25 protein-coding genes are annotated in these 26,609 nt (G+C 72.5%); 12 read left to right on the top strand and 13 right to left on the bottom strand.

The genetic code is table 11. The features are described from left to right. Positions 1 to 376 precede the first annotated feature (376 nt). Complete coding sequence (locus tag ACWD12_RS35395) at positions 377 to 1,177, top strand: hypothetical protein (protein WP_450103035.1); 801 nt, start codon at positions 377 to 379, stop codon at positions 1,175 to 1,177. A 78-nt stretch (positions 1,178 to 1,255) separates the two neighbouring features. After that, positions 1,256 to 1,486 (top strand): hypothetical protein, encoded by a 231-nt coding sequence (locus tag ACWD12_RS35390; protein WP_450103034.1) that lies wholly within the window; start codon positions 1,256 to 1,258, stop codon positions 1,484 to 1,486. Between the two features lie 80 nt (positions 1,487 to 1,566). Here ACWD12_RS35390 and ACWD12_RS35385 read toward each other — a convergent pair whose 3' ends face one another. Together ACWD12_RS35385 and ACWD12_RS35380 are read right to left on the bottom strand one after the other, a co-directional pair. Continuing rightward, positions 1,567 to 2,262 (bottom strand): SMI1/KNR4 family protein, encoded by a 696-nt coding sequence (locus tag ACWD12_RS35385; protein WP_450103033.1) that lies wholly within the window; start codon positions 2,260 to 2,262, stop codon positions 1,567 to 1,569. A gap of 108 nt (positions 2,263 to 2,370) precedes the next feature. Continuing rightward, complete coding sequence (locus ACWD12_RS35380) at positions 2,371 to 2,781, bottom strand: winged helix-turn-helix transcriptional regulator (RefSeq protein ID WP_450103032.1); 411 nt, start codon at positions 2,779 to 2,781, stop codon at positions 2,371 to 2,373. Positions 2,782 to 2,960: 179 nt separating this feature from the next. Between ACWD12_RS35380 and ACWD12_RS35375 the strand changes: the two genes are divergently transcribed. Continuing rightward, entirely contained in the window at positions 2,961 to 3,923 is a 963-nt protein-coding gene (locus ACWD12_RS35375; protein ID WP_450103031.1) for an alcohol dehydrogenase catalytic domain-containing protein, read from the top strand. 36 nt (positions 3,924 to 3,959) lie between these two features. Here the strand turns inward: ACWD12_RS35375 and ACWD12_RS35370 are convergent, their stop codons facing one another. From ACWD12_RS35370 to ACWD12_RS35360, 3 genes are all read right to left on the bottom strand, one after another. Further along, a complete protein-coding gene (locus tag ACWD12_RS35370) occupies positions 3,960 to 4,388 on the bottom strand; it encodes an arsenate reductase ArsC (RefSeq protein ID WP_450103030.1) in 429 nt (142 codons plus the stop codon). Between the two features lie 258 nt (positions 4,389 to 4,646). Further along, the gene (locus ACWD12_RS35365) at positions 4,647 to 7,925 is read right to left on the bottom strand and encodes a helix-turn-helix transcriptional regulator (protein WP_450103029.1); all 3,279 of its coding nucleotides are present in this window, start codon (positions 7,923 to 7,925) and stop codon (positions 4,647 to 4,649) included. Positions 7,926 to 8,062: 137 nt separating this feature from the next. After that, positions 8,063 to 8,278: a hypothetical protein gene (locus ACWD12_RS35360; RefSeq protein WP_358355887.1), complete on the bottom strand. Its 216-nt coding sequence runs from the start codon at positions 8,276 to 8,278 to the stop codon at positions 8,063 to 8,065. 243 nt (positions 8,279 to 8,521) lie between these two features. Here ACWD12_RS35360 and ACWD12_RS35355 point away from each other — a divergent pair, with 243 nt between their 5' ends. Beyond that, complete coding sequence (locus tag ACWD12_RS35355) at positions 8,522 to 9,628, top strand: DUF1214 domain-containing protein (protein ID WP_450103028.1); 1,107 nt, start codon at positions 8,522 to 8,524, stop codon at positions 9,626 to 9,628. A 128-nt stretch (positions 9,629 to 9,756) separates the two neighbouring features. On the opposite strand, the gene ACWD12_RS35350 is transcribed toward ACWD12_RS35355, so the two are convergent. Together ACWD12_RS35350 and ACWD12_RS35345 are read right to left on the bottom strand one after the other, a co-directional pair. Continuing rightward, positions 9,757 to 10,248, bottom strand: a complete 492-nt coding sequence (locus ACWD12_RS35350; protein ID WP_450103027.1) for a DUF732 domain-containing protein — start codon at positions 10,246 to 10,248, stop codon at positions 9,757 to 9,759. Positions 10,249 to 10,318: 70 nt separating this feature from the next. After that, positions 10,319 to 11,839: a SulP family inorganic anion transporter gene (locus ACWD12_RS35345; RefSeq protein ID WP_450103026.1), complete on the bottom strand. Its 1,521-nt coding sequence runs from the start codon at positions 11,837 to 11,839 to the stop codon at positions 10,319 to 10,321. Positions 11,840 to 12,319: 480 nt separating this feature from the next. Between ACWD12_RS35345 and ACWD12_RS35340 the strand changes: the two genes are divergently transcribed. The 4 genes from ACWD12_RS35340 to ACWD12_RS35325 all read left to right on the top strand — a co-directional run bounded on the left by ACWD12_RS35340 (position 12,320) and on the right by ACWD12_RS35325 (position 14,474). Then, complete coding sequence (locus ACWD12_RS35340; protein ID WP_450103025.1) at positions 12,320 to 12,607, top strand: putative quinol monooxygenase; 288 nt, start codon at positions 12,320 to 12,322, stop codon at positions 12,605 to 12,607. Between the two features lie 98 nt (positions 12,608 to 12,705). After that, positions 12,706 to 13,170: a DUF2199 domain-containing protein gene (locus ACWD12_RS35335; RefSeq protein ID WP_450103070.1), complete on the top strand. Its 465-nt coding sequence runs from the start codon at positions 12,706 to 12,708 to the stop codon at positions 13,168 to 13,170. A 298-nt stretch (positions 13,171 to 13,468) separates the two neighbouring features. Continuing rightward, positions 13,469 to 13,642 carry a hypothetical protein gene (locus ACWD12_RS35330; RefSeq protein ID WP_358355877.1) on the top strand — a complete coding sequence of 58 codons (174 nt, stop codon included), beginning with the start codon at positions 13,469 to 13,471 and terminating at the stop codon, positions 13,640 to 13,642. A 217-nt stretch (positions 13,643 to 13,859) separates the two neighbouring features. Next, positions 13,860 to 14,474, top strand: a complete 615-nt coding sequence (locus ACWD12_RS35325) for a pyridoxamine 5'-phosphate oxidase family protein (RefSeq protein ID WP_450103024.1) — start codon at positions 13,860 to 13,862, stop codon at positions 14,472 to 14,474. A 95-nt stretch (positions 14,475 to 14,569) separates the two neighbouring features. Here ACWD12_RS35325 and ACWD12_RS35320 read toward each other — a convergent pair whose 3' ends face one another. Further along, positions 14,570 to 15,154 (bottom strand): TMEM165/GDT1 family protein, encoded by a 585-nt coding sequence (locus ACWD12_RS35320; RefSeq protein ID WP_358355873.1) that lies wholly within the window; start codon positions 15,152 to 15,154, stop codon positions 14,570 to 14,572. Positions 15,155 to 15,588: 434 nt separating this feature from the next. On the opposite strand from ACWD12_RS35320, the gene ACWD12_RS35315 reads away from it, so the two are divergent. Next, positions 15,589 to 16,947 carry a hypothetical protein gene (locus tag ACWD12_RS35315; protein WP_450103023.1) on the top strand — a complete coding sequence of 453 codons (1,359 nt, stop codon included), beginning with the start codon at positions 15,589 to 15,591 and terminating at the stop codon, positions 16,945 to 16,947. 116 nt (positions 16,948 to 17,063) lie between these two features. Here ACWD12_RS35315 and ACWD12_RS35310 read toward each other — a convergent pair whose 3' ends face one another. Then, on the bottom strand, positions 17,064 to 17,279 hold the full coding sequence (locus ACWD12_RS35310) for a hypothetical protein (RefSeq protein WP_450103022.1): 216 nt from the start codon (positions 17,277 to 17,279) through the stop codon (positions 17,064 to 17,066). A 288-nt stretch (positions 17,280 to 17,567) separates the two neighbouring features. Here ACWD12_RS35310 and ACWD12_RS35305 point away from each other — a divergent pair, with 288 nt between their 5' ends. Further along, positions 17,568 to 18,080, top strand: a complete 513-nt coding sequence (locus ACWD12_RS35305) for a F0F1 ATP synthase subunit B (protein WP_450103069.1) — start codon at positions 17,568 to 17,570, stop codon at positions 18,078 to 18,080. Positions 18,081 to 18,111: 31 nt separating this feature from the next. Here ACWD12_RS35305 and ACWD12_RS35300 read toward each other — a convergent pair whose 3' ends face one another. Beyond that, entirely contained in the window at positions 18,112 to 18,846 is a 735-nt protein-coding gene (locus tag ACWD12_RS35300) for a hypothetical protein (protein WP_450103021.1), read from the bottom strand. A gap of 618 nt (positions 18,847 to 19,464) precedes the next feature. Here ACWD12_RS35300 and ACWD12_RS35295 point away from each other — a divergent pair. Further along, entirely contained in the window at positions 19,465 to 19,989 is a 525-nt protein-coding gene (locus ACWD12_RS35295) for a L,D-transpeptidase (protein ID WP_450103020.1), read from the top strand. Between the two features lie 31 nt (positions 19,990 to 20,020). Here the strand turns inward: ACWD12_RS35295 and ACWD12_RS35290 are convergent, their stop codons facing one another. The 3 genes from ACWD12_RS35290 to ACWD12_RS35280 all read right to left on the bottom strand — a co-directional run bounded on the left by ACWD12_RS35290 (position 20,021) and on the right by ACWD12_RS35280 (position 22,663). Further along, positions 20,021 to 21,016 (bottom strand): LysR family transcriptional regulator, encoded by a 996-nt coding sequence (locus ACWD12_RS35290; protein WP_450103019.1) that lies wholly within the window; start codon positions 21,014 to 21,016, stop codon positions 20,021 to 20,023. 173 nt (positions 21,017 to 21,189) lie between these two features. Further along, a complete protein-coding gene (locus tag ACWD12_RS35285; RefSeq protein ID WP_450103018.1) occupies positions 21,190 to 22,122 on the bottom strand; it encodes a 3-keto-5-aminohexanoate cleavage protein in 933 nt (310 codons plus the stop codon). A gap of 100 nt (positions 22,123 to 22,222) precedes the next feature. Beyond that, positions 22,223 to 22,663, bottom strand: coding sequence for an Lrp/AsnC family transcriptional regulator (locus tag ACWD12_RS35280; RefSeq protein WP_450103017.1), 441 nt, complete (start codon positions 22,661 to 22,663; stop codon positions 22,223 to 22,225). A 219-nt stretch (positions 22,664 to 22,882) separates the two neighbouring features. Here ACWD12_RS35280 and ACWD12_RS35275 point away from each other — a divergent pair, with 219 nt between their 5' ends. Beyond that, positions 22,883 to 26,587, top strand: a complete 3,705-nt coding sequence (locus ACWD12_RS35275; RefSeq protein WP_450103016.1) for an indolepyruvate ferredoxin oxidoreductase family protein — start codon at positions 22,883 to 22,885, stop codon at positions 26,585 to 26,587. Positions 26,588 to 26,609: the final 22 nt, after the last annotated feature.

Genomic DNA, 26,609 nt, shown 5'->3' with positions numbered 1-26,609 from the left:
GTGAACTCGTCGTGCCTGTCCGGTGTCGCGGCTCCGTGCGGCGAGGTGGAGATGGTCACCGTGTCGTTCGCCGGCGAGTCGTGACCTTCGCGGACCACGCTTGTGACGGTGGCCTCGACCGGTAGGACGAATCCGGGCCGAGATCTCTCGCTGCCGCGACAATCGGGGGCTTGTCGAACAGCGACCAGCGACGTCCCGCCGCGTCCGTGAACTGCGCCTCCACCCAACCGGGAAACGGCTCTTCGTCCACCCAATGAACCACTTCACAACGCAGCTCAACCACGGAGGCCCCGCCCGCGCCATTGAGCCCCCCGCGTCACCGGGCATACCCTTGCCGCCGCCCGGGGAGCCTCTGAGGCCCGAGGACTTCCCCCGCGTGGCGCGCGAGGCGGTCACCCGGGCGGCCGACGCGTGGGAGCAGGCGCAGACGAAGCGGCCGGCCGGGCCGGCGTTCGTGCTGGTGTCCGGCGCCGTGGAGCAGGTGGGCACGTGGGAGCGGCACAACGAGGTGTACAAGGCCTCGTTCGGTAACGCGTGCTTCGAGATCCGTCCGACCGCGACGGTGCCTCCGCATCCCGCCGAAGGCGAGGTCCGCCGCGCCGACGGAACGGTCTTCAACCGGCCGTTCGTCGCCCCGCGGCAGTCCTTCGGCCGCAGCGTCCCCCCGGCGATGGAATCCACGTGCGGTACGCAGCCGTTCCCGCGCATCCCGGTCACCGGCATCACCCTGACCACCGGCACGGTCGTCACCAGCGACGGGCCGGCCACCGTGCCGATGTGGGAGATGACGTTCGAGGGCACGGCAGTACGCGGCCGCGCCGCGGCGCTGCTCGGCGACCCGCAGCCGCCCCGCCTGAACCCGGACGCCGGCCCCAGCGGTCCGCAGATCGACGGCCCCGGCAGCAGGGCATCGGTGTCGCCCGACGGCCGCACGATCACACTCGGCTTCACGGGTGCCCCGGACCAGCCCGGGCCGTGCGGTGAGGACTACACGGTCGAGTCGGTGCAGCGCGTCGGCGTGGTAGCTCTCGCGGTCGTACGTCATCCGCACGAGTCGGCCGCGGGCGTGGCGTGCACGGCGATCGGGGCCGGGCGCACCGCGTCGGTAACCCTGGATGCCCCCTTGGGCTCTCGCGCCTTGATCGGAACGCAGGGCCTTCCGATCGCGCACGGCTGACACGCCTTCAGGTTCGGCGTTCCGGCGTTCCCCGGCCGCGGCGGCCTGCAACCGGGGCGCGCCGGTACAGTCGTGGCCATGGACGCCGCACACTCCCCCGCAGCCGCCGACCCGGCTGTCGGCGCCCCGTACTGCGGTGCGTCGGCCGCGCGGCCACTGCCTCCCGCCGCCGACGCGGGGACGACTGCGGGACTCGCCGACTGCGTGTACTGCGGCAAGCCGACCGAATACCCGGCCGCGCAACGCGGCGTGACGCTGTGCCCGGTGTGCGAGTGGCAGGAAGACCAGCGCGGCGCCTGCTCCGGCTGACGTTGGAGTCGGAGCGGGAGCAGGCGTCAGGACGGCGCTTCCGGGCGCGCGGGCCCTGAACAGGCGTCCTGGTCGGGCGGCTACGTCAGGGACGGTTCGCGCTCCGCCGCCTCGAGCCAGCCGAGGTACCACCGGGCGAAGGTCACCGGTTCGCCGGCTGCGTCGAGCAGCGGTTCGAGGTCCACCTCGTCGACGCGGTCGTCGGCCCAGATGCGGCCGCGTTCCGGCCCGGTGAGGACCAGCCATTGGCGGGTGGCGCAGCCGAGGTGGCAGATGGGGATCGCGCCGACGGTGCGGTCGGCCGACCACATCAGGGCTTCCCATCGGTCGCTCCACTCCTCGAGCGCGGCGTCGAAGTCGTCGCCGTCGTCGTCGAGTTCTTCCTCGTCCGGGCGTTCGGCGAGGAGGGCTTCGAGTCGCTCGGTGTCGGGGCCCCGGCGGGGAAAGGGTTCGGCGAGCCGGGCCAGGTCGGCCAGGTCGGCCCCGTCGCCGACCCACCGCCACGTTCCGTGCTCGCACCGTACGGGGAAGACGCCGTAGGCGGGGCCCGCACCCCCGGCTCCCACGTAGAGCAGGAAGCCGCGGTACTCCTCGGGCAGTGACACCCCGGTCCGGGCCTCGAGGTCGGCGAGGCCTTCGGGGGTCAGCGGGTCGTCGAGGCGGAACCGGTGGCCGAGCGCGCCGAACACGCCGTTGTCGAACGCCCGGTCGTCGAGGGGGCGTTCCGCGAGTGCCCGCACGCGTGCGCGTACGTCTTCCCATGTCGCGTCGGTCATGGGACGAGCCTACGCAGCGGCCTGCGGCGGCGTACGGCGGCGTGTCAGGTCGTCGCGGGAGCGAGCGCAGCAGCTCTCGTGCGGAACCCGATGCTCGTGCCGCCGGGGTCACGACGGCGGCTGCTCGCGGGCGTCGTACTCGGTGCGCGCGGCTTCGATGGAGGCGATGTTGCCCTCGGCCCACACCTTGATCACCCCGATCAGGTCGACCAGGCTCCGGCCGACCGGTGTCAGGGCGTAGTCCACGCGCGCGGGGACGGACGGCGTGACGGTGCGCGAGACCAGGCCGTCGCGTTCGAGTCCGCGGAGGGTCTGGGTCAGCATCTTCTGGCTGACCCCGGCCACGGCCCGGCCGAGTTCCGCGTAGCGGCGGGGGCCGTCGGCGAGGGCGACCAGGAGCAGCGAGACCCACTTGTCGCCGATGCGGTCCAGTACGTGTCGTGAGGGGCATTCGGCGAGGTACGCGTCGTATGCCTCGCGTCCGCGCTCGCGCCGCTCGGCCGCCGTCATGGTCGCCACCTGGGCACCTCCGTCTCCGGTACGCACTTCCAGGTACGTACTTCCTTCCGGAGAGTACCCCCGGGCAAGTTGGTGCCGCGGCCCTCCGGCCGCTTCCCGCACTGCGTCCGCGCAGTACGTCTCCACACTCCCCCCGGCCTGCGTTGTCCGCAGGCCCCGCGACCTTCAGGAGCTCCGCCATGCGCGCGCTTGTCTCGCAGTCCCCGCGTACGTCGGCTTCCGGCGAGGGCACCCACACCCTCGCTGTCGTCGAACTCCCCCTGCCCGTGCCCGGTCCGGGCCAGGTCCGCGTCGCGGTCCGGGCCGCGGCGGTCAATCCGGTGGACCTGGCGACCGCGAACGGCGTGCTCGCGGCCGGCGGGCTGCATCCGGCTCGCGATTCGGTGGGTCTCGGCTGGGACGTCGCCGGGCGCGTCGACGCGCTGGGCGCGGGCGTGGCGGCGTATTCCGTCGGGGACGAGGTCATCGGCCTTGCGGACCTGCTCGACGCGGTGAGCGGCACGCACGCCGAGTACGTCGTGCTCGACACGCACCAGATCGCCCCGGCCCCGCTCGGTGTCGACCCGGTCGCGGCGGCGACCATCCCCCTCAACGCGCTGACCGCCGAACAGGCGCTCGACAATCTCGCGCTGACGCCCGGTCAGAGCGTTCTGGTCACGGGCGCGGCCGGGGGTGTGGGCGGGTTCGCGGTCGAGCTGGCCGTCCGGCGCGGCCTGCGGGTGGCCGCTGTCGCGGCTGCGGCGGACGAGGCGCTGGTACGCGGCTTCGGCGCCGAGTGGTTCGTACCGCGCGATGTGGAGCGCCTGGGCGCGGCGGTACGCGCGCTCGTCCCCGGTGGCGTCGACGGTGCCCTCGACGCCGCGGTCCTGGGCGGCGCGGAGGTGTTGGGGGCGGTGCGCAACCACGGGGCGTACACGACGCTCGGGCCCGCGTCCGCGATCCCGCTGCGGGGCATCCGTACGAGCCGCACGTGGATCGCCGCCGACGGGGAACGCCTCGCCCAACTGTCGCAGCTCGCGGCCGCCGCAACGGGCGGTCTGACGCTGCGCGTTGCCGACACGTTCGCGTTGTCCGACGCCGAGGTCGCGTACGGTCGCCTGGCCCGGGGAGCCGTCCGCGGGCGCCTGGTCCTGGTCCCGTAGCTGTACACCCTCGCCCCGGCGCCCTCGGGGGGCGGCTCAGCCCTCGCGCTTCGGCGGCGGCAACTCCGCCAGCAGCGCTCGGACGCGGCCCTCGATCTCGTCTCGGATGCGTCGCACCGCGTCGATGCCCTGGCCCGCGGGGTCGTCCAACTGCCAGTCGAGGTAGCGCTTGCCCGGGAAGACCGGGCAGGCGTCCCCGCACCCCATGGTGATCACGACGTCGGACTCCCGCACGGTCTCGGGCGTGAGCATCGTGGGCTGTTGCCCGGCGATGTCGATGCCCGCCTCCCTCATCGCCTGGACGGCCACCGGGTTGATGCGGTCGCCCGGAACGGACCCGGCGGAGCGTACGTCGACGCGGTCGCCGCCGAAGTGGCGCAGGAAACCGGCGGCCATCTGGGAGCGGCCCGCGTTGTGCACGCAGACGAACGGCACGGACGGTGTGCCTGAGGATGCCGTGGACACAGGCGCGTCGGTCCTTCCAGTTGTCGGTAGTCGGAGAACGCTTCGGTGAACGCGTCGGAGAACGCACCGAAGAGCGGAGGAGGCGAAGCGGGCGGAGCGTCAGGCGGCGGACCGTTCGCGCGGTGACGGCCTGAGGCCTGACGGCACCGACGCGACCGCGTCAACCGACCGAGCCGTGTCAGCCGACGGGACCGCGTAAGCCGAGGGGCCGCGCAAGCCGAGGGGGCCGCGCAAGCCGACGAAGCGGACGAAGCCGCGTCAGCCGACGTCGTCGAGCAGCCCGAGGCGGTGCGCGAGCGCCGCCGCCTCGCCGCGGTTGGCGACCTCGAGCTTGCCGAGGATGTTGGACACGTGGACGCTCGCCGTCTTCACACTGATGAACAACTCCTCCGCGATCCGCCGGTTGCTGTACCCCTGGGCGAGCCGCAGCAGCACCTCGCGTTCGCGCGGGGTGAGCAGGCCGGCGGCCGCGGCGGCGTCCCGGTCCCCGCCGGCCGCGCCCGGGCCGCCGCCGATGTCCTCGCGGCTGCCGGTGCCGCCCTGAGCCAGTGTCAGGCCGAGGCGGCGCGCCAGCAGTTCGGCCTCCGCGCGCAGCGGGTGCGCACCCAGGCGGGACGCCGTGGCGTGTGCGGCCGACAGGGTGTCCCGGGCTTCGGTACGGCGGCCCGCCGCGGCAAGGACGGCGGCCAGGTCCACCTTCGCGCGTGCCTGGTCGTACGGCTTGCCGGTGCGCGACCACGCCGCATCGGCCTCGATCCAACGCTCGACGGCGTCATCGCGCCCCTCAGCGGTGTCGAGCAGCGCGGTGACCGTGGCCGCGTACGCGCGGTCCAGGTCGCAGTCCCGGGCCAGCGTCGCGGCACACGCGCGCAGCGCGGCCGTGGCCGCCGCTGCGGCAGCCGCTGCGGCGGCCCTCGGGTCTGCCGCCGCCGAGTCCTCCGCGTCCGCGGGCCCGAGTCCTGCGGTCGGTGCCAATACCATTTCCGCCCGCGCCGCCTGCACCAGCAGCGGCCATCCGTACCGCTGGTGGCCGGAGACGATGCCCTCGGCCATCTGCGCCGCGGCCAAGGCCCGTGCCGCCGCCAGGTCCCCCGCGTCGCGGGCCGCGGCGATCTCGAGGGCGCGGTGCGGAATGACGCCCTGCGGTTCGAGGTACGTCTCGGTCGCCGTCGTGTGCCCGCGCGTACGGTGCCGCACCGCCGCCTCGTGGTCCCCCCGGTAGCCGGCCAGTTCCGCCAGCACGCGTTCCAGGTGGGCGGAGGCCCGCGGCCCCGGGCTCAGCGCGAAGGCGTCCGCGGCGACCTGCGTGGCGGCGTCCCACTCCCCCAGCGACAGCAGGCTCTCGGCGAGGTTGCCGGAGGTGAACACCATCATGTGCCGCTGCCCGGTCTCCTGCGCGAGGGCGAGCGCCCGTCGGGCGGTGGCCACGGACTCCTCGTGGCGGCCGAGGCCTTCCAGCAGCGAGGCGTGGTTGGCCAGCACGTGCACGAGGGTGTCGGGGCGGCCGACGCGTTCCGCGATGGCGGCCGCCTCCCGGCCCATCTTCTCGGCCTCCTCGACGTCGCCGACGCTGAGCAGGAACCACGCGAGCGTCTTGGAGACGTCGGCCTCGGCCGCCGCGTCGCCGAGCGCGCGCACCACCTCCAAAGCCTCGCGGGCCGCGCGGACGGCCTCCGGCGCCTGGTCGTCGAGCATCTGCGCCCGAGCGATCTGGATGCTGACGCTCGCGTGGTCGACTGTCGGCGGCAGCTGGGCCAGGAGCGCTTCCGCCTTGCGGAGTTCGGGGAGGCCGGAGGCGCGCGCGGTGTTGCGCAGGAGCATTCCGCGGGCCAGCCACAGGCGCGCGGCGCGGCGCGGGTCCTCGTCCGCGTCGACGAGTCCGATGGCCTGGCGCAGCAGGGCGAGGCCGCGGTCGGGCGCGTTGTGGTAGCGGGCGGCGGTGGCGGCGTCCTCGAGGATGTCGACCAGTGCGGCGCCGGTGTGCGCCTCGGGGTCGGGCAGGCGCTCCCACATGTGCTGGGCGCCGTCGAGGAGGCGCAGTTGCTCGCCGAACGCGTAGCGCTCCCCCGCGTGCCGGGCGGCGGTGAGGAGCGCGGGCAGCGCGCGGGCGGGGTTCTCGGCCGCCCACCAGTGGACGGCGATGCCGCCGATCGCCTCGTCGGCCGGGACCAGGCCGGGGTGTTCCTCCAGGGCGCGGGCGAACGCGGCGTGGCTGCGCATCCGTTCACCCGGGAGTAGGTCGTCGAGGGCGGCTTCGCGGACGAGGGCGTGGCGGAAGGTGTAGCCGTCTCCGTCGCGTGCGGGCGCGAGGACGTACGCGCCGACCGCCGCGCGCAGGGCCGTGTCGAGGGCGTCCGCGTCGAGCCGGGCGTGGGCGGCGGCGACCTCGGCGAGGAGCCGGTGCGGGACGGTGGGGCCGCCGACGGCGGTGAGGCGGACGACCTGCTGGGCGGGTTCGGGGAGTTGTTCGATGCGGATGAGGAGGAGGTCGCGCAGCGAGTCGGAGAGCCGGGTGAGGCGTCCGTCGCGGACGCTGTCGGCCAGTTCCTCGACGAAGAAGGCGTTCCCCTCGGAACGCGCGAAGATCTGCTCGACCGTCTCGTGCGCGGGCGCGTCGCCGAGGATGCCGCGCAGCTGCGCGGCGACCTGGTCGCGGGTGAGCCGGGCGAGGTCGAGGCGGCGTACGGCGCGCACTCGGTCGAGTTCGGCGAGCACCGGGCGCAGCGGGTGGCGGCGGTCGACGGCGTCGGCGCGGTACGTGGCCACCAGCAGCACGCGGGCGCGGCGCATCATGCGGACCCAGTAGGCCAGCAGCTCGCGCGTGGCGGAGTCGGCCCAGTGCAGGTCCTCGACGGCGATCACGAGGGTGCGGTCGGCGCCGAGGGTGTCGAGCAGGTGGAGGGTGAGGTCGTAGAGGCGTACGCGGTCCGCGGCCCCGCCGTCGGGGTCGGCCGGGGGCATGCCGGGCGTGCTGCCGGGCACGCGCGGTACGAGTGCGGCGGCCGGTCCGTGGCCTGTCGTTCCGTGGCCTGTCGTTCCGTGGCCCGTCGTTCCGTGGCCCGTCGTTCCGTGGCCCGTCGCTGCGGCGGACGGGCCGGCGCCCGGCGGTATCAGCGGCGCGGGTGGCGCCGGCTCGAGGGTGGGAGCCGGAACGGAGGCTGGGGCGGCGGCGGTGCCGGGGCCGGTCTGCCGGAGGAGTCCCGGTGCCAGGCGGGCGAAGTCGCTCTCACGGCCCGCCGCGGCCCGGGCGAGGGACCCGTCCAGTGCCGTGTCGAGCATCCGCAGCGCGGCCGCGACGGGCGCGAAGGGCAGGGCTTCGGCGCCGAGTTCGATGCAGCCGCCGACCGCCGTCACGGCGCCGGAGGCGGTGGCGCGGGTGAGGAACTCCTCCAGCAGGCGGGTCTTGCCCACGCCGGCCTCGCCCGCGACCAGGACGACGGCCGGGGTGCCGGAATCCGCGGTGCGGAGGGCTTCATCGAGGGCGTCGAGTTCTGTCGTACGGCCGACGAAGACGGGGCTGACGGGGTTGGCGGACATGGTGGCGAGCATGCCATGCGCGGCCGTCGCGGTGCCGAGGGCCCGACCGGTGTCGGGCCCGACGCCGACCGCTGGTGGAGTCACTGGGCCGTGGTGAGCCCGCGATCTCGCCGGCCCGGGAGGGGCTCCGCGCCGGTTCACCTGTTCTGACCGCCCCGGACGAGGTCCGGCGTGACCATCAGGATGGCCCCGACCACGATCAGCGCGATGTTGACCCAGAGGACGTCGGCGTTGCCGAGCGGCAGGAAGCGTACGACCGCGTGGAACCGGAACCACCCCAGGTAGTGCTGGGCGATCCCGGCCGCGCCTGCGACGGCCAGGAGGAATCCGACGGTTTCGAAGAGCTTCCGCATACCGTCGATCATGCGGCGACCGCTGGGCGCGGCGTAACGGCCAGAGGTTCCGTCCCAACCCGACGAAAGTATGGACTCCACCATCCAGTGGTCGATCTCGACTCCTCCGACCGTCCTCACACCATCCGCCCCGGGTGTCCTCACGTCGCGCCGACCCCCGGGCCTTCCCTTGAGAACCCCGGCCCCGCGCGGTAGGAACGTCCCCACGTGATCATGTGAACACCCGCACCCGAGGAGCACGCTGTGGAAGAAGTCGGCGACGCGTACCGCGAACTCCTGGACGCGGCCGCGGGGTTGGATGCGGGGTGGGGGCGTACCGTCACCGATCCGCAGTCGCGGCTGGAGGGTTACCGGTGGGCGATGTCGCTGCTCTCGATCGCGCAGGACGTGTTCGTCACCGCCGACCCGGCGCGGCCGCGTTTCGTCGACATCGTCGGGCCGTACCGCAAGTTCTACGGCGACAACCCCGACGCCTTCTACCAGTTCGCGCCGCTGGACCCCGCGCGCGGCTACCGGGTGACTGGCCGCCGCGGCGACGCCGTGTACCTGTCGATCACCGTGTACGGCACAGCCCTCGACAGCACCGGCGACCGAGTCGTCGACACGGACCGCATAGTCGGCATCGTCAACGACCGCGACCTGGCGTTCGACGCCGACGGCAGGTTCGAGATCCTGCTCGCCCCCGTACGCCCGCCGGGCCACACCGGTGCGTTCGTCGAACTCACCGCCGAGACGGTGTGCGCGATCACGCGCGACTACCTCGCCGACACGACGACCGGGCGCCGCGCGGACTGGCACATCGAACCCCTGGGCGACGGCGCCGGGTTCGCCGCGAACCCCACCGGACACCGGCTCGACGCGGGCGACATGTCCGAGCGGTTCCGGGCGGCCGCCCGCTGGGTGCGTCGGCACGGCGCGATGTTCCCGTCGACCGCGCACGTGCCGAACACGGTCGCCGAGCCGTACCCGGTGCCCACCGTCACCCGCGGCTGGGCGGCGGGCGACGCGTGCTACGCCTCGGGCGCGTTCGAACTCGCCGAGAACGAGGCGCTGGTGATACGCGGCCGCTCGCCGGAGTCGGTGTTCTGGAACCTGTGCTTGTGGAATCCGTTCTTGTCGACCTTCAACTACGAGTACCGGGCGACCGAGCCGGTTTCCCTCAACGGCACGCAGATCGTGTATGAGCCGGACGGGTCGTGGACCATCGTCGTCGCCCACGACGACCCGTGTCGTTCCGAATGGCCGAACTGGATCTCCACCGCTGGGCACCGCTCCGGCATCCTGTGGTTCCGCTGGTTCCTGGCCGAGTCGCTCCCCGAGCGCCCGACCGTGGAACTGGTCACCCTGTAACCGGTTCCCGGGGTCGCACACCGCGTCGCACATCGCGTCGCGCTCCCGGCCGCGCGTCGGGGCCGCGCATCGGGCCGTGCAGGCGACGGCCCGATGCGCGCTCGGTGGTGCAGGCGTGCTCCGGATGCCTACAACTTGGGGCACAGCCAGGAGTTGGCCACGGCCTTGATCCGGTCGGCCTCGTCGGCCGTGACGGTCACGGTAGGGCTGCCGAAGCGCTCCTGGATGTTCTTGAGCACGGTGGCATGGTCCTTCTTGGCGCCCAGGTCGAGGCATACGTCGAGGCCGCGGTCGACGGCGCGGTCCTCCTTCCCGTCCACGAGGGCCGGGTTGATCGAGTTCAGGCTCGCGATGTACTTCGCCCGCGTCGCGGCGTCCGGAGCCGGCGGCGCCCCGACGGGCGCCGACGGGTTCGCCCCGGCGGCCGGCTGTGACGCCGGGGAGCCCGGCGACGAGCCTCCGCCGGCCGATGTCCCAGACCGATCCGTCGCGGTCGCTGTCGGCGGCGCGGCGGGCGTCGCCTTGTCGCCGTCGTCGTCCCCGCCACCGCACCCCCCGAGCAGGATGGCGGCCGCTACTGCGGCTGCTGCTGCGGTTGCGCTGACCAATGTGCGTCGCACGTGTACTCCCCCACAGGTTGGATTCTGGTTGGACCCGTCGGCCACGCGGAAGGTTGCCCGGGCAGTCCGGTCAATGGCCTCCGGTGAGTTCGCCGCTGAGGTTGCCGTGGAACTTCGCGCTGGGTTCGTTGAGCCCGGTGATGGTGACCTTCTTGCCCCGCGCGGCGTACTTGGCCTCGACGGCGTCCAGGGCGGCCACGGAGGAGGCGTCCCAGATGTGGGCGTCGGTCAGGTCTATGACGACGTGCTCGGGGTCGTTCGCGTAGTCGAACCGGTGCACGAGGTCGTTGGACGAGGCGAAGAACAACTCGCCGGTGACCGCGTAGACGGCCTGTTTGCCGTCGGGGTCGACGACGGCGGTGACGTCGGCCTGGTGGGCGACGCGCTTGGCGAAGATGACCATGGCGGTGACGGACCCGACGACCACGCCGATGGCGAGGTTGTGGGTGGCCACCACGAACGCCACCGTCACGACCATGACGGTGATCTCCCCGGCGGGCATGCGCCTGAGGGTCTTGGGTGCGACGGAGTGCCAGTCGAACGTGGCGACCGAGACCATGACCATCACCGCGACCAGCGCGGCCATCGGGATGTCGGAGACCACCGGCCCGAACACCACGCAGAGCACCATGAGGAACGCGCCGGCGAGGAAGGTGGACAGGCGGGTGCGGGCGCCGGACACCTTCACGTTGATCATGGTCTGGCCGATCATCGCGCAGCCGCCCATGCCGCCGAAGAAGCCGGTGACCACGTTCGCGACGCCCTGGCCGATCGACTCGCGGGTCTTGTTCGAGCGGGTGTCGGTGATGTCGTCGACCAGCTTGGCCGTCATCAGCGACTCCATCAGCCCCACCAGCGCCATCGCCAGCGCGTACGGGGCGATGGTCTTCAGCGTCTCGAACGTGAACGGCACGTCCGGCAGTCCGGGGGTGGGCAGGGAGGACGGCAGCTCGCCTTTGTCCCCGACCGTCGGCACCGCGATCCCCGCGGCGACGGTGACCACGGTGAGGATGACGATGGACACCAGCGGCGCCGGGACCACCTTGGTGACGCGCGGGAACAGCACCATCAGCGCGAGCCCCGCGGCGATCAGCGGGTAGACCGGCCACGGTACGTCGTGCATCTCCGGGACCTGGGCCATGAAGATCAGTACGGCGAGGGAGTTGACGAACCCGACCATCACCGACCGCGGCACGAACCGCATCAGCTTCGCCACGCCCAGCGCGCCCAGCACGATCTGGATGACGCCGGCGAGGATGACCGCGGCGACCAGGTACCCGAACCCGTGGTCGCGGTTCAGCGGGGCGATGACCAGTGCGACCGCGCCGGTCGCCGCGGAGATCATCGCCTTGCGGCCGCCGACGACCGAGATGACCACGGCCATCGTGAACGAGGCGAACAGCCCGACGGCCGGGTCGACGTCGGCGATGATCGAGAACGAGATCGCCTCGGGGATCAGCGCCAGCGCGACCACCAGCCCGGCGAGGACTTCGGTGCGCAGGACCTTCGGGGACGACAGCCAATCCGGACGCCCGACGCGCGCCCGCGAACGGAGCGGCGACAGCGAGGAGGACGGGGCGGAACGGGGCAAGGGTGGGCCTTCGGTGTCTCGGGCGCGCCGCGGCGAGGCGGAGCGCGCGTGTTGCGGGGTACGGCGCGCCCGGGGGCGGGCCGTGGATCACCCGCGCAGCGCGGGTGGAAGCCGGAGCAGGACGACGGGTACGCGCCGGCCCCGACGGCGGGGCCGCGCGTCGCATCGCATCCCGTGCATCCCGTGCATCGCGACGCGTCGCGTCCAGCGAGAACAGCGCGGGGTCACGGCGGGCAGGAGGCGGCGCGGCGGGTACGCATGGCGCGCTCCTTCCTCCTCGCCGGGCAGCGGAACGGCGGGACCGAGGCCCCGCCGCGGATGAATCGGTGCGGCCACGGAAAAACGACTCCCTGGGCGACCCGGCGACTCTACCCTTACGTGGCCACGTGGCGGCGGCCGCCGCCGAGCGGGCGCAGCGATGAGTTCTGCCCCCGGCCGCGGGTCTACCGTGCAAGAACCGTTCGCACGGAGGAGCACCAGATGGTCATCGTGGCCGGAAGCATCATCGTCGACCCCGGGCAGCGCGCGGCGTACCTCTCGGACTGCGTAAGCGTGGTCGAACAGGCCCGCCGCACCCCGGGCTGCCTCGACTTCTCCGTCTCCGCCGACCTGGTGGACGCCGGCCGCATTGTCATCTTCGAGCGCTGGGAATCGCAGGCGGCCGTCGAAGCGTTCCGAGCCGGCGGCCCCGGCGACGAGCAGCGCACCGCGATCCTCGCCGCGTCCGTAGCCGAGTACGACGTGGCAGCCGTGCGCACCCTGACCTGAACCGGGCGCTCGGGTGGGTGCTCACTAGGGTCCTGCACATGGTTCACGATCTTGGTTTCACCTGTACGTGCTGCGGCGAGCACCACGCGGAATTGCCGATGGGCTACTCGACGGCGGCTCCCGACGTGTGGGATCACGCGTTCGCGGATGCCTCGGACTCCATGCTGTCCTCGGACCAGTGCGTGATCAGGGCGCAGCACTTCTTCGTCAAGGGCCTCATCGAGATACCGGTCGTCGGCAGCGAGGACGTGTTCTCCTGGGGCGTCTGGGTGTCCCTCAGCCATGCCAACTTCGCTCGCGCGCTGGACCTGTGGGAGACGCCCGGCCGTGAGTCCGAGCAGCCGTACTTCGGTTGGCTGTGCACCGACCTGCCCGTCTACTCGCCCGGCACGACCAACCTCAAGACACATGTGCACACCAGGGCCGTCGGCAGGCGACCGTTCGTCGAGCTCGAAGCGACCGACCACCCGCTGGCCGTCGAGCAGCGGACGGGGATCACGCCGGAGCGCGTACGCGAGATCGCCGAGGCCGTCCTGCACCCCCGTGGCAAAGCGGGCTCCTGACCTTTCCCGGTCGTCGGGGGCCGGTCGTGCGTGTCGTACGGGCTGCCTAGGCATGTTCGAGCGCTGTGCCCGGGTGCCTTAGGCGGCTCGGCCGCCCTTAGGCAGCGACTAAGGCAGTGGCTTAGGGACCCCGGTAAGGCACGGCGGCGGCAAGATCCGGCATCCGCCCGATGTCCGGCCCCCACCTGGGACGCGAGTCTTGAGGCATGCCGAAGAGGGGTCGCAAAGGCCCAGCGAGGCAGGCAAGCCCAGGCGGACAGGCCGACCGGGCGACGTAGACCTCACAGGGGAGCGCACCATGTTCGAGTACGAGATGTTCCAGGCTCGCGCGCAGGAGCTGCACCGTGCCGCCGCGCACGACCGCCGCGTACGCAAGGCTCTGCTCGGCCGCCGCGAGGCCCGCCGCCAGGCGCGTGCCGAGGCCGGCGGCGGGAAGGTCGGCGTCGCGGCGGCCGCGGGACACGCGGCGTGACCCGGCGCGCGACCGGGCCTCCGCCGACGCCGCCTCAGGGCGGGCCGAAGGGCCCGGACGGGTGTACGTCGAGAGCCCAGGACACCGTCACCGGTGTCCTGGGCTCTCGACGTACACCCGTCGTCGCCGTTGCCGCCGTCCGCAGCTCGCAGCCCTCGGACCGATGATTCGGACGCCGGGTTCCGGTCTATAGGGGAGGAACGGAAAGGAGTCCGCCATGCCCTCGAACCCGAACTCGAAGCCGAACGCGAACTCGCCTGCGAATTCGAACGCGAAGCCGAACGAGCCCGCGGCCCAGCAGCCGACGACCGAACTCGACGCCCGCTACAGCTCCGCGCTCAACCCCCGCCCGGGCGCCGCGGACGTCACGGCCACCCCGTGGCCCGACGCCGAACGGCTGCTGCGGGAGGCCGAGATCTTCTGGGCGGTCACCGTTCGGCCGGACGGCCGACTGCACGTCACCCCGGTCATCGCCGCCTGGCACGACGGCGCGGTGCACTTCTCTACCGGCCCCGCCGAGCAGAAGGCCAAGAACCTGGCCCACAACAGCCGTTGCGCGCTCGTCACGGGCGGCAACTCGCTCACCGAGGGCCTCGACATCGTGATCGAGGGCACCGCCCAGCGCGTCGACGACCCGACACGCCTGGAGGAGGTGGTCGCGGCGTACGAGGCGCAGTACGGCCCGCACATCACCTCCCCCGACGGCACCTTCCACGGGATGGGGGGCGCGATCCGCAAGGGTGACGATCTGGTGTTCCGGGTGGCCCCGGGAACCGCGTACGGCTTCGGCAGGGACGACGGAGTCTTCACCCACACGCGGTGGACCTTCTGACCGTCTCAGGCTGCGACGGCAGGCTGCGCGTCCTCAGCCGCGCGGTCAGCCCGCCGGGGCGGCGGGCGGCCAGGGAGCGGCGGGCTTCGGCGGGCTCAGCCGGTGAACGCCTCGATCACCGTCCACACCGCCAGCACGGCCATGCACGCCCCGCCGATCCGCTGCACGGTCTTGAGCGGCACCTTCTTGGCGATGAACCGGCCGACCAGCAGCGCGAGCGCCGAGACCGACATCAGCGCGGCGGCGGAGCCGATCGCGGTGGGCAGCCAGCCGTTCGTCGCGGCCAGGTTGGCGGTGGTGATCTGCGTCAGGTCGCCCCACTCGCTGATGAACACGGCCATGAACGCGGTGGTGTAGACGGGCCAGAAGCCGGTGACCGTACGGCTCGCGGCGTCCTCGTCGTCATCGTCGCCGCTCCCGCGCAGCAGCACCACGGCGCCGAACGCGAACAAGGCCGCGGAGACCAGCTTGACCGCCACGTTGGGAAGCAGGCCGATGAGACTGCCGGCTCCGACCGCGAGCGCGACGTGGACGACGAAGGCGGTGGACGTGCCGAACCACACGTACAGCGGCCGCATGCGGGTGCCCATGGCCAGCGACGCGAACATCGTCTTGTCGGGAAGCTCGGCCAGGAAGATGAGCCCGAAGGCGGTCAGGATCGCCAGGGGATCGAGTGTCACGCCGGAACTGCTTTCTGCGGGGCCGGGCAGAGCGTGCGGGCCCCGCGTGTGCGGCGGGATACGACCGTTCGGCCCGGCACGACGGAGCAGGCCCGCACGGATGCGCGGACCGGTCATGCCTTGGCCGAAGGTCTCGTCCACCCCGCCCGTAAGGCGGGGCTCGGTGGCCGGGGCATCCGCAGATGCCCAGTGTGTCGACCAGCCGACGTTGAAGGACTACTCCCCTTCGCGATCACTCAGTGTAGCTGACACCGTCGGCGACCCCGTCCCGGGGCCCTCGCGCGTCCCTTCGCGCCAGTGGCCGTACGCCCACCGCCGCCGCCAGACCAGAACACCGGCGCACCGCCACCACAACCAAGGGGGAACCCGCGCCGCCGATATCCCTGTCGTTGTCGCCGTCGGACGTCGCATCCGTGCCGACCGGCCGAACTCTGATGATCCATCCGCCGTACGTGCACGACAACTACCTCGCCGAGGGCACCCCGTTCGTGACCGACCGGCAGCCCTTCCTTCCGGTCGCCCCGATGTACGCCGCGGAACTGCTCGAACGCCACCGCCTCGCCGAACCGGTGCTGTTCGACTGCCATGTCTACCGCCACCTCGCCGAGCGGGTGGACCCCGCCCGGATCCACGTGGGCGGCCAGGGTGTCGAGCGGCTCTCGTCCGAGGAGTTCCAGCGCATCTTCCCCGGCGCGCGCAAGACCGACCGCGGCGCGCTCGCGCAGCTCCCCGACGCCATGGACGCCGGCCTCGAACGCCAGATGGCCCGGCTGAGCGACGTGGACCTGCGCGTGTACCTCGCCAACGAGATGACGCTCCCGTTCAGCCAGGGCTGCCTGTTCGGCTGCAGTTTCTGCGGCGCGCAGACCAAGCGGCGCGAGTCGTTCTTCGACACCCGCGCGTTCCTCGACCTGTACTGCGGACACGCACAGCGCCTCGGCATCCCGTCGCTCTACCTGTACTGCACCTCTCTCGACTTCTTCCAGCAGGCGCTGCCCGGCGGCGACCTCGCGCAGCTGACCGGCCGCCTCGAAGCCGTGCTGGAGGTCTCGGAGCGCCACGGCGTGGAGGTCGGCATGCACGCGCTCACGCGCGCCGACTCGTACAACGCGGCCATGGCGTCCGACGAGATCCGCGACCTGGTACGCGCGGCCGGCTTCGACCGCTTCGGGTTCGGCGCCGACGGCGCGGCCTCGGTCGCGGTGCTGCGGGCGATGCGCAAGCACGCGGACGAGCTGCGGTCGGACCTGATCCACGCGTTCGACCACGCGGAGCGGAACGACTTCATCCCGGAGATCCTGTATGTCTTCGGGATCCCCGAGGACACCCGGGACACCCTCATCGAGACGCGCGAACTGTGCGGTCTGCTCCTCGAGGAGTTCCCGAACTCGGAGTACCGCGGCTTTCCGGCCAAGAACGAGATCCCGGGCAACAGCAACTGGAACCGCAGCGGCTGGCGCGGGTCGCCCGCGCACACCCGCCTGATGGACGAGCCCGACCTGTTCCTCAACCTCGGCTTCGAGACGCTCGCCAACGACATCTCGCACGACGAGCCGGACAAGCGCCTCATGGTCAACCGGTATGCGGTCGACATGAGCTACCGCGCGCACGAGCTGGGGCGCGTACGCAGCTATCTGACCATCCCGATGGCCGACCACGGCACCGAGATCATGGACGACGAGACCGTCGAACGGTTCCGGGAGATCGTCGCCAACTACGCCCCGGATCTGCGGAAGGAGAACGTCACAGAACACCGCGTCGCCCTCAACTCCGCGATCCCGAAGGACTCCTGACCCTGCCCCAACTCACCCCGCCCCACCCCACTCCGCGAACAGCGCGGCGCCTGGGGCGGTCACCCGAAGGTTGCTCGACGGGTCACATGTTCCGTCGACGGGTCATAGGTTCCGGTTCAGTCCTTCGGTGACCGCGCCAGGCGCGCCCGGGTGATCGGCAGCCAGGGGTCGTCCTGCCGCCCGGTGGCGTCGCCTTCGAGTACGACGGTCTCCAGCGGCGTCCGCGCCTGCGCCCAGTCGTCCATACGGGTGTGCAGGTCGGCGAGGGCGATCACCGCCTGGACCGTACGCCGGCCCGACGGGCCCTGCGTGGCGCAGCCGAGGTCGATCACGGCGCGCAGTTCGGCAGGACAACCGCCGCGTACCCGCTTCCGGACAGTTGGCGCGCCACGCTCCCGCCGATCCGCAGCGCGCCCCTTCGAAGGCACCGAAAAAGTCGCCGGTACCCGGCACAGCATTCCCGGGCTTCGCCGCGTCTTCCTTGTGTGACCTTGGACTTGGCAACGGAAGAAGCCACCGTGAGGCACCTTGCCGCAGGCGACGAGGCGACGATCCTTTGCGTCCCGACGCACGACCCGACGTACGACCCGACGGTCCCGTGCGTCCCCAGGCACGAGCCGATGAACCCCCTCCTCCCACCGCTCGACGAGATCGTCATCGGTGGCGTGGCGTTCCTCATCGTCTTCTACTTCCTGGCGAAGGTGCTCCTGCCGCGGATCAGGAAGACGCTGGAAGAGCGTACGGACGCCATCGAGGGCGGCCTTGCCCGTGCGGAAGAGGCCCAGGCGGAAGCGCAGGCCGAGTTGCTGCGTCATCGCGCCGAGCTGATCGACGCCCGACGCGAAGCGGGCCGCCTCACCGCGGAAGGGCGTGAGCGGGGTGCCGCGGCCCTGGCCGAGCTGCGGGCCGAAGGCGCGCGCATCAAGGACGAGATCGTCGCGTCCGGCCACGCGCAGATCGAAGCCGACCGCAGGCAGGCCTCCATGGTGGTCCGGCAGGACCTCGGCAAGCTGGCCACCGACCTGGCCGGCCGCATCGTCGGCGAATCGCTCAGGGACGAGGCACTCCAACGCCGAATCGTCGACCGCTTCCTCGACGACCTCGACCAACAATCCCTCGTCACCAGCAAGTAACCGCTCGCCGAATGCCTTAATCAGCCACCGGCTACTGCGCCGGGTTGGGCGGTACGAGCGCCCGCGCCACCATCTCCACTCCGGCCTCGGCCATGTGCGCCACGACAGCGGCGGCCAGCCGATCGTCGCAGATCACCAGCGCAGACTCCTCCGCGCCTCGATGGACTCGATGGATCGGGATCGCAACATGGTCGGGGAGAGTTGAGAGGTACCACTGGTCCCGGTCGGTCGTCCACATGTGCACGTGCTCGTTCAGACCGGCTGTTGGCGGGTCCAGCTGGCCCACTTGGATTGACGGCGGGGGCAGTACGCGTGGCGGGGCCGCCCGGTTCTCGAGCGCGTCCACATACCCGCGCGCACGTTCGAGGTCGAAGGCCGGTGCCAATCGGCGAAGTTCGCGTAGGGCGGTCATCCGCCCGCCGGCGGCGAGGACGTCGCGAATGCGTGTCTCGAGGGCGTCGGGTACGTGACGCCGCGTGTGGTGGAAGAGGAACCCGTCGATCCACGCGTCGTCCGCCAGGTCGACGGCCAGCACGAAATACAGCACTGCTGTCTTCGCATCGACCAGGTACGCTCCACCCCCTCGCACGCTGTCATCGTCGGGGGGTGACGTGTCGTTCCGGCCTTCGCGCGGTTCGTGGCGGACGAGCCAGCCGAAGCCGAGGTCCCGTACGCGGACCGCATCCTCGAACGCCGCCCGTGCGGCGGTGGCCTCGGGCACCAGGCGTGCGACGACCTGGGAGACGGCTTCTTGGCGCGTGATCACTGCGCAATCGTGTCGGCTGCCACCCTGGCGGACCACAGGATTTCGATGCGGGGATCGTCGGGCCTGAGGGGGTCTGGGCAGCCGGGTGACGTTCACGGGCCGAGTGACTGTCGCTGTTGGTGGGGGCGTCCCTGATGGGGGGTGCAGGGCGGTGCGGAGGTCTTCGGTGCTGCGGTAGTGGACGGCTGTCATCGCCGGTTTACGGGCGGCGGCGAGCGTACCGGGAGGTAGGGCGTGCGGTCGATGTCGGTGTGTGTCCGGGGGCGGGCCAGTGGCGCAGTGCGCCGTCGATGTCGCAGAGCACGGCGTCGTAGGGCCGGACGGGCATGGTCGGCGCTCCTGGAGGGTGGAATTCCGGGCTCGGGCGGCGGTGCGCGCCGGTGCCCCGGCGGTCGGCCGGCGGAGCCGAACTCCGTTGCGGCGCCTGGTATATGACTCCGATTGTGCGGGGACTTGCGTGATCGCGCGGCTGCTGCGAACGGGTCTTCGCTACCACGATCGGCCTTCCTCCGGGCGGGTGACGCCGAGATGCGCGGGGCGGGTGGGCACCGTGATCCTGGAGGGCCGCCCCGGGCTCCGATCCCGCCCTGGGCGTTCGGCCCAGCGCAGGAGACCGTCATGCGTGACATGCGAACAGCAGCCCGCTTCGCCGCCCGATCCGACGGGCCGCGGCGTCCGCTCAGGCACGTGCTGCTGTCGTCGTCGCTCGCCGGCGCGCTGCTGTTCGCGCTCGCGCCCGCGGTCGAGGCGGCGCCCGCGGCGGCGGCGAACCCCTGCCCGCGCGGGTACGTCCGCATCGTCTGCGTGAACCTCGACAACCAGACGCTGTGGATGCAGGACAAGAACGGCCGCCGTACGTACGGCCCCGTCCCGATCCGCAGCGGCCGCAAGGGCTTTCCGACGCGTACCGGCCTCAAGTCGATCTACGCCAAGCGGGTGAAGGACTGGTCGTACGCCTACAACGTGTCGATGCCGTACGCGCAGTACTTCGACGGCGGGCAGGCGTTCCACGCGTACGCGGGCGCGATCACCACGCCGCCCGGCTCGCACGGGTGCGTGAACATGCGGCTCGCGGACGCGAAGCGGTTGTTCTCGCTCACGCAGAAGGGCGACCGGGCGTACATCTGGGGCCGCCGCCGCTGAGCTGCCGGTGGAGTCGGGTGCGGCCGGGCACTCAGCCGCCCGGCCCGTCGCCGCGTCCATCGCCCCGTGCTTCACCCCGCGCCTCGCCCCGTGCTTCACCGCGTGCTTCACCCCGTGCCTCGCCGCGTCCGTCGCCGCTCGCGTGGAACACGGTCGCGTTGATGCGCCGGGCGAAGCCGTAGAACGCGCGGACTTCGGCGCGCATCGCGCGCCGCGCGGAGACCAGCCCGATCGTGCGGTGGATCGGCGGGGAGAAGGACCGCATGCGCACCATCGCGTCGAACCCTTCGAGGAGGTCGCGGTACCAGAGCATGGACCCGAGGCCGCCCGCGACGCCGGCCAGCCACGCGGCGCGTTCGTCGGTCTCCAGGACGACGGCGGGGCGTATCCCGGCCGTGGCGAAGAACTCCTCGAAGTCGGCGCGGCGCGGGGAGGCGCGCGTGGGCACGATCATCGGGTGCCCGTCCAGGAGTTCCCAGGGCAGCGGATCGGGCAGGTCGACGTTCTGCGGGGAGACGAGGACCACCTCGTGCGGGCGGAGGAGGTCCATTTCGAGGTCGGTCGGCGCCGGCAGGTCGGTCAGGCCCACGTCGATCTCTCCCGCGCGCAAGGCGTCGAAGATGGGGTCCCGGCTCGGGAACGTGACGACGTCGACGGTGATGCCGGGCAGGTGCCGGGCGAACCGGGGCGACAGGGCGCTGATCATCTGGATGGCGAGCGCGGGCGTGGTGCCGAGGCGTACCGGCCGTGCGGCGGCCGCGGGGGTCGCGTCCTTGGGACGCATCGACTCGCCGATCGCCGCGACGCCGGCCAGGACCCGGTGCGCGAGCTGGACGACCGCCTCGCCCTCGGAGGTGAGCCGGGCCCGGCCCTGGGAGCGGAGCAGCAGCGGGACCTTGAGCTCGCGCTCCAGTGCCTGGATCGCGCGGGTGACGGCGGGCTGCGCGGTGAACAGCGCCTCGGCCGCCGCCGAGATCGAGCCGTGCTCCACGATCGCGATGAGGTAGCGCAGCTGCTGGAGGGTCACCCGCGCAACGTAGCGAGCGGAGGCGGAATGCACGATGCCGAACGCGAAATTGATCCCCCGAATACCACCCCCAACTGCGGGAATCATCCCGCCGCTTGTCCCGCGCCCACCGAAGGGCGCCGCCCGCTTCCCGTTGCGGGTCGTCGTTCGGTGCGGTGCGCGTGGCTTTTGGCTCAGTCGCCGACGGGGCCTGGGTATTGCGGGGAGGGGAGGGCGAGGAGGGCCGGGACGTCGCGGGGGGTGGCCAGGGGGCGGCCGACTTCCTTGGCCAAGGCGGCGGCCTCGCGTACGAGTTCGGCGTTGGTGGTCTCCCGCAGGCCCGGGCCCGCGTGGTCCTCGAGGCCGACGTGGAGGTGTCCGCCGAGTTCGAGGGCGAGGCGGGCGACGGGGGTGGCGAACAGGTCGCCGCCCATGACGGCGACGGACCACGGCAGGCCGGTGCCGTCGAGCATTTCGAGGTAGGCGCGGAGCGCGGCCGCGGTGGGCGGCAGGCCGAAGGACGGGCCCGCGGTGGTGCGGCCGAGGTAGCCGTACTCGCCGCCGAAGTAGATCTTGACCATGGCCCCCGCCGGCAGGCGTCCCGCGCGGTGCCAGGCGAGGACGGCGCGTAGGAACCCCGGTTCGTAGATGGCGAGGCTCGGACCGAGGCGGAGTTCGGCGCACAGGGCCATCTGGTGGCGGATGTCGTCGTAGCTGTTGCGGTAGACGATGCCGCCGGTGGGGATGCCGTCGGCGTCGCAGCCGCCGAGGTTGACCGAGCCGGGGTCGACGATGCCGATGCGCAGCCAGCCGCCCTTGGCGAGGAGTTCGACGTGGGCGTAGGAGCCGGCGACGTCGGGGGCGTAGCCGACGGTGGGATAGACGAGGGTGTCCGGGCGTTCGGCCATCAGGGGGCGCCAGGCGCGCAGGTAGCGTTCGGCGACTTCCTCGCTGGTGGTGGGTCCGGACAGGTCGATGTGGTTGTGCAGGATCGCCGCGCCGGCGTCGATGGCGGCGACGGCGTCGCGGGCGATGTCGGCGGGGTCGCGCGGTGCGAGCGGGTTGATGCCGTTGAGGGCGGCTTCGATGATCACCGCGTCGGTGCTGTGGGTGGTCGGGACGGACACGAGGGGCCTCCTGACGGACCGTCCGGTTTCGGGGCCGGGCGGTGGGTACGTGTGCCGGGCTCCGGGCGCCCGGGGTGGTACGGCTGCCGATCGTGGCGGATCATGCCTCGCGAGTCCAGGATCCGAGGACCATCAGGGTCTTGGTTCCGGTGACGCGGCCGTCGCGCCGCAGGGTGTCGATGACTTCCTGGAGGTGGGCGATGTCGCGGACGCGCACGTGGATGAGCGCGTCGGGGTCGCCGGCGATGGTGTAGACGGCCTGGATCTCCGGGACGCCGGTGGTGGTGCGCATGATCTCCTGGACGGTGGTGCTGCCGGCGTACCGCAGTTCGGTGAACGCCTCGATGCCCCAGCCGAGTTTCGCGTGGTCGATCTGCACCGAGAAGCCGGTGATGACGCCGAGGTCGCGGAGCCGGTCGACGCGGCGTTTGACGGCGGCGACGGAGAGGCCGACCTCGGCGGCCATGTCGGAGAAGGTCCGGCGGCCGTCCTCGCGCAGGAGGCGGAGCAGGCGGTGGTCGGTGTCGTCGGCGTCGGCCATCGGAGACCTCTCGATTCGGGGCTTCGTACGCAAACTATTGACGATCCTTCCCGTCTCAGCGTCAAGCATTTGCGTCTTCCGGCGCATTTACCTCTAGGTACTTGCGTGACCTCGGGAGCGTTGATGTGCTTTCGGGGCACCACCCGCTCCGCGCTTTCCGTTTGTCCGCGTTCGCGTCGCCTGCATTTCCCGCTCCTGCCCTGCGTGTCGGAGGCTCCTGTGCGTATCGATCCGTCCGCCGTGTCGCTCGACGACAAGTACGCCGCCGAGGAGGGGCGCGTTCTGCTGTCCGGCGTCCAGGCGCTGGTACGCCTCACGCTGGAGCAGCGCCGCCTCGACGCCGCGCGCGGCCTGGACACGCGGGTGTTCGTGTCCGGCTACCAGGGCTCGCCGCTGGGCACGCTGGACCTGGAGATGGGCCGTGCGGCCCGGTTCCTCGACCCGGCAGGCGTGGTGTTCCAGGCGGGTCTGAACGAGGAGTTGGCGGCCACCGCGGTGGGCGGCAGCCAGTTGGCCGACCAAGTGCCGGGCCGCCGGCACGACGGCGTCGTGGGGTTCTGGTACGGCAAGAACCCGGGCCTGGACCGGGCGGCCGACGCCATCCGGCACGCGACGCTGGCCGGGACCGCGCCGCTGGGCGGGGCGGTGGCGTGGATCGGCGACGACCCGTCGAGCAAGTCGTCGACGGTGCCCAGTTCGTGCGAGCCGATGGCGGAGAGCCTGGCGATGCCGCTGCTGGCTCCCGGATCGGTGGCGGAGGTTCTGGAGTTCGGGCTGCACGCGGTGGCGATGTCGCGGGCGAGCGGGCTGTGGACCGGGCTGAAGATCGTGGCGGATGTCGCGGACGCGTCGGCGACGGTCGACGCGGGCGGGTTCGCGGGCGTCGTGCCGGAGCCGGTGCGGACGCCGCGCGGTGCCGCCGCCGCGCTGGTGGGCCCGGCGTCGCTGGACGCCGAACTCGACATGCTGACCCGGCGCCTGGACCTGGCCCGTGCGTACGCCCGGTCGGTCGGCCTGAACCGCATCATGGCCGGCGCCCCGCACTCCCCCGCGACCGCCACCCCGGGCGCGCGGCTGGGCGTCCTCGCCTCGGGCACCCAGTACGCGGTCGTCGTCCGCGCGCTGCGCGACCTCGGCATCGGCGAGGCGGAGCTTGCGGACCTGGGGCTGCGGCTGATCCGCCTGGGCATGCCGTTCCCCGTGGACGCCGCGGAACTGGCCGAGCTGACGTTCGGGTTGGACGAGGTCCTGGTGGTGGAGGACAAGGTGCCGTTCCTGGAGGGGCACCTGAAGGAGGCACTGTACCGGCGGCCGGACGCGCCGCTGGTGCTCGGTCGCCGCGACGAGGCGGGGCGCCCGCTGCTGACCGCCCGCGGCGCGGTCGGCGCCGAGGACGTGGCGCGGGTCCTGGCCGCCCGGATCGGCGCGGACCGCCTGCCGCACACCGCGGCCGCGGTCCTGTCGTCGGGTGCGCCGAAGCGGCCCGCGCGGATCGCGCTGCCGATGGCGGCGTCGCGTACGCCGTACTTCTGTTCGGGCTGCCCGCACAACACCTCCACCCGGACGTCGGACGACACGCTGGTGGGCGTCGGCATCGGCTGCCACGCGATGATCGCGCTCGACGGGCGCGGGCGCGGCACCCAGATCGGGCTCACCCAGATGGGCGGCGAGGGCGCGCAGTGGATCGGCCTGGCGCCGTTCACGGACGACCGGCACTTCGTGCAGAACCTCGGCGACGGGACGTTCCACCACTCGGGTTCGCTGGCGGTGCGGGCGGCGGTCGCGGCCGGGGTGCGGATGACGTACAAGCTGCTCTACAACGACGCGGTGGCCATGACGGGCGGGCAGCGCGCGGAGGGCCGCATGGACGTGCCGACGCTCACGCGGTGGCTCGCGCTGGAGGGCGTGCGGCGGGTCGTGGTGACCACCGACGACCCCGCGGCGTATCGGGGCATCGCCCTGGACCCGGTGGCGCGGGTCCGGCACCGCGACGAACTGGCCGACGTGGAACGCGAACTCGCCGGGGTCGAGGGTGTCACGGTGCTGATCCACGACGACCGCTGCGCCGCCGAAGAGCGGCGGCTGCGCAAGCGCGGGCAGCTGCCGACTCCCGCCGAGCGCGTCGTGGTCAACGAGCGGGTGTGCGAGGGCTGCGGCGACTGCGGGGACCAGTCGACCTGCCTGTCGGTGCATCCGGTGGACACCGTGTTCGGTCGCAAGACGCGCATCCACCAGGCCTCGTGCAACTCGGACTTCTCCTGCCTGAAGGGGGACTGCCCGTCGTTCCTGCTGGTCGAGCCGGGAACGCGTACGCGCCGCGCGGCGCGGCCGGATCTTCCGGTGGACCTGCCGGAGCCGGTGCGCCGGTTCGCGGCGGACGGTGACGGCGTGCTGCTGCGCATGCCCGGGATCGGCGGCACGGGGGTGGTGACGGTGTCGCAGATCCTCCAGATGGCCGCGCACTTGGACGGCCGGTACGCGGCGGGCCTGGAACAGACCGGTCTCGCGCAGAAGGGCGGCCCGGTGGTGAGCGACGTGCGCATCGCGGACGCCCCGATCGAGGGTGCCCTGCGGGCGTCGCGTGGCACGGTCGACGTGCTGGTGGGCTTCGACCTGCTGGGCGCGGCGGCGGACGGCAATCTCACGTCGGTGCGCGCCGGGCACACGGTGGCGGTGGTCAACACGGCGATCGTGCCGACGGCGGCGATGGTCACGAACCAACTCGCGCTGCCGGGCTCGCCGGACGACGCGGTGGCGCGCATCGAGGCGGCCACCGCGGCGCCCGGCGCGGCCCCGTCGGCGGAAGGCACGGCGGCCGCCCGGTCCAACCTGTACTTCGACGCGCTGGGACTGTCCGAGGCCCTGTTCGGCGACCACATGCCGGCGAACATGCTGCTGCTGGGCGCCGCGTACCAGCACGGCTGCCTGCCGCTCGGCGCGGAGGCGGTGGAGGCCGCGGTACGCCTGAACGGGGCGGCCGTGGAAGCGAACCTGGCCGCGTTCCGCTGGGGCCGCGCGGCGGCGGTCGACCCGGCCGCCGTGCCGGCCGCCGTCGCCGTTCCCGACCGCCCGGTGGTGGCGGTGGACGCGGTGTCGCAGGCACTGGCCGAGCGCGCGGCGGCCGACGCGAACGCGCCCGAACCGAGTTCGCCCCACGCGAGTTCGCCCGACGCGAGTTCCGCCGCCGGGGGTCCGCCCGTGGGCGACGCCGGGCTGCGCGACGTGCTGGCCACCCGGATCGCGGATCTGACGGGGTTCCAGAACGAGGCGTACGCGCGCACCTACGCCGACGACGTCCGGCGCGTCACCAAGGCCGCGCGTGCCCGGGTCGGCGCGGCGGACGGCGCGCGGATCGGCGCCGCGTACGCGCGCGGGCTGCACAAGCTCATGGCATACAAGGACGAGTACGAGGTCGCGCGCCTGCACCTGGACACGGTCGAGAAGGCGCGCCGCGACGAGGAGTTCGGTGCCGACGCGGACGTGTCGGTGCTGCTGCACCCGCCGGTCCTCCGCGCGCTGGGGGTCAAGCGGAAGATTCGGCTGCGGCGTACCGCGGTTCCGGCGTTCCGTGCGCTGCACGCCGCGCGTGGGCTGCGCGGCACCCGGCTCGATGTCTTCGGGTACGCCAGGGTCCGCAAGGTCGAGCGCGCGCTCGTCGGCGAGTACCGCCGGGCGGTGGACGCCGCGTTCGGCTTCCTGGACGCGTCGACCGTGGACGCCGTGGTCGCGCTCGCGGAACTGCCGGATGTCGTGCGTGGCTACGAGGACATCAAGTTGGCCCGGGTGGCGGAGTTCCGGGCCCGGACTCGGTCCGCGCTCGAGGAGTTGGCCGCGCCGACACCGCGGGCCGACCGGACGGGCGCGGCGCTCGGTGGCAGCGACGCGGACCGCCCGGAGCGTGCAGAGGTACGTTCCGTCTCGTGACCGCGCCTCCCGTCGGGAGTCG

This window comes from Streptodolium elevatio, from assembly GCF_053592165.1.
Note: the sequence above shows the minus strand (reverse complement) of the source record. Positions and strands in the feature narration are given on the sequence as shown.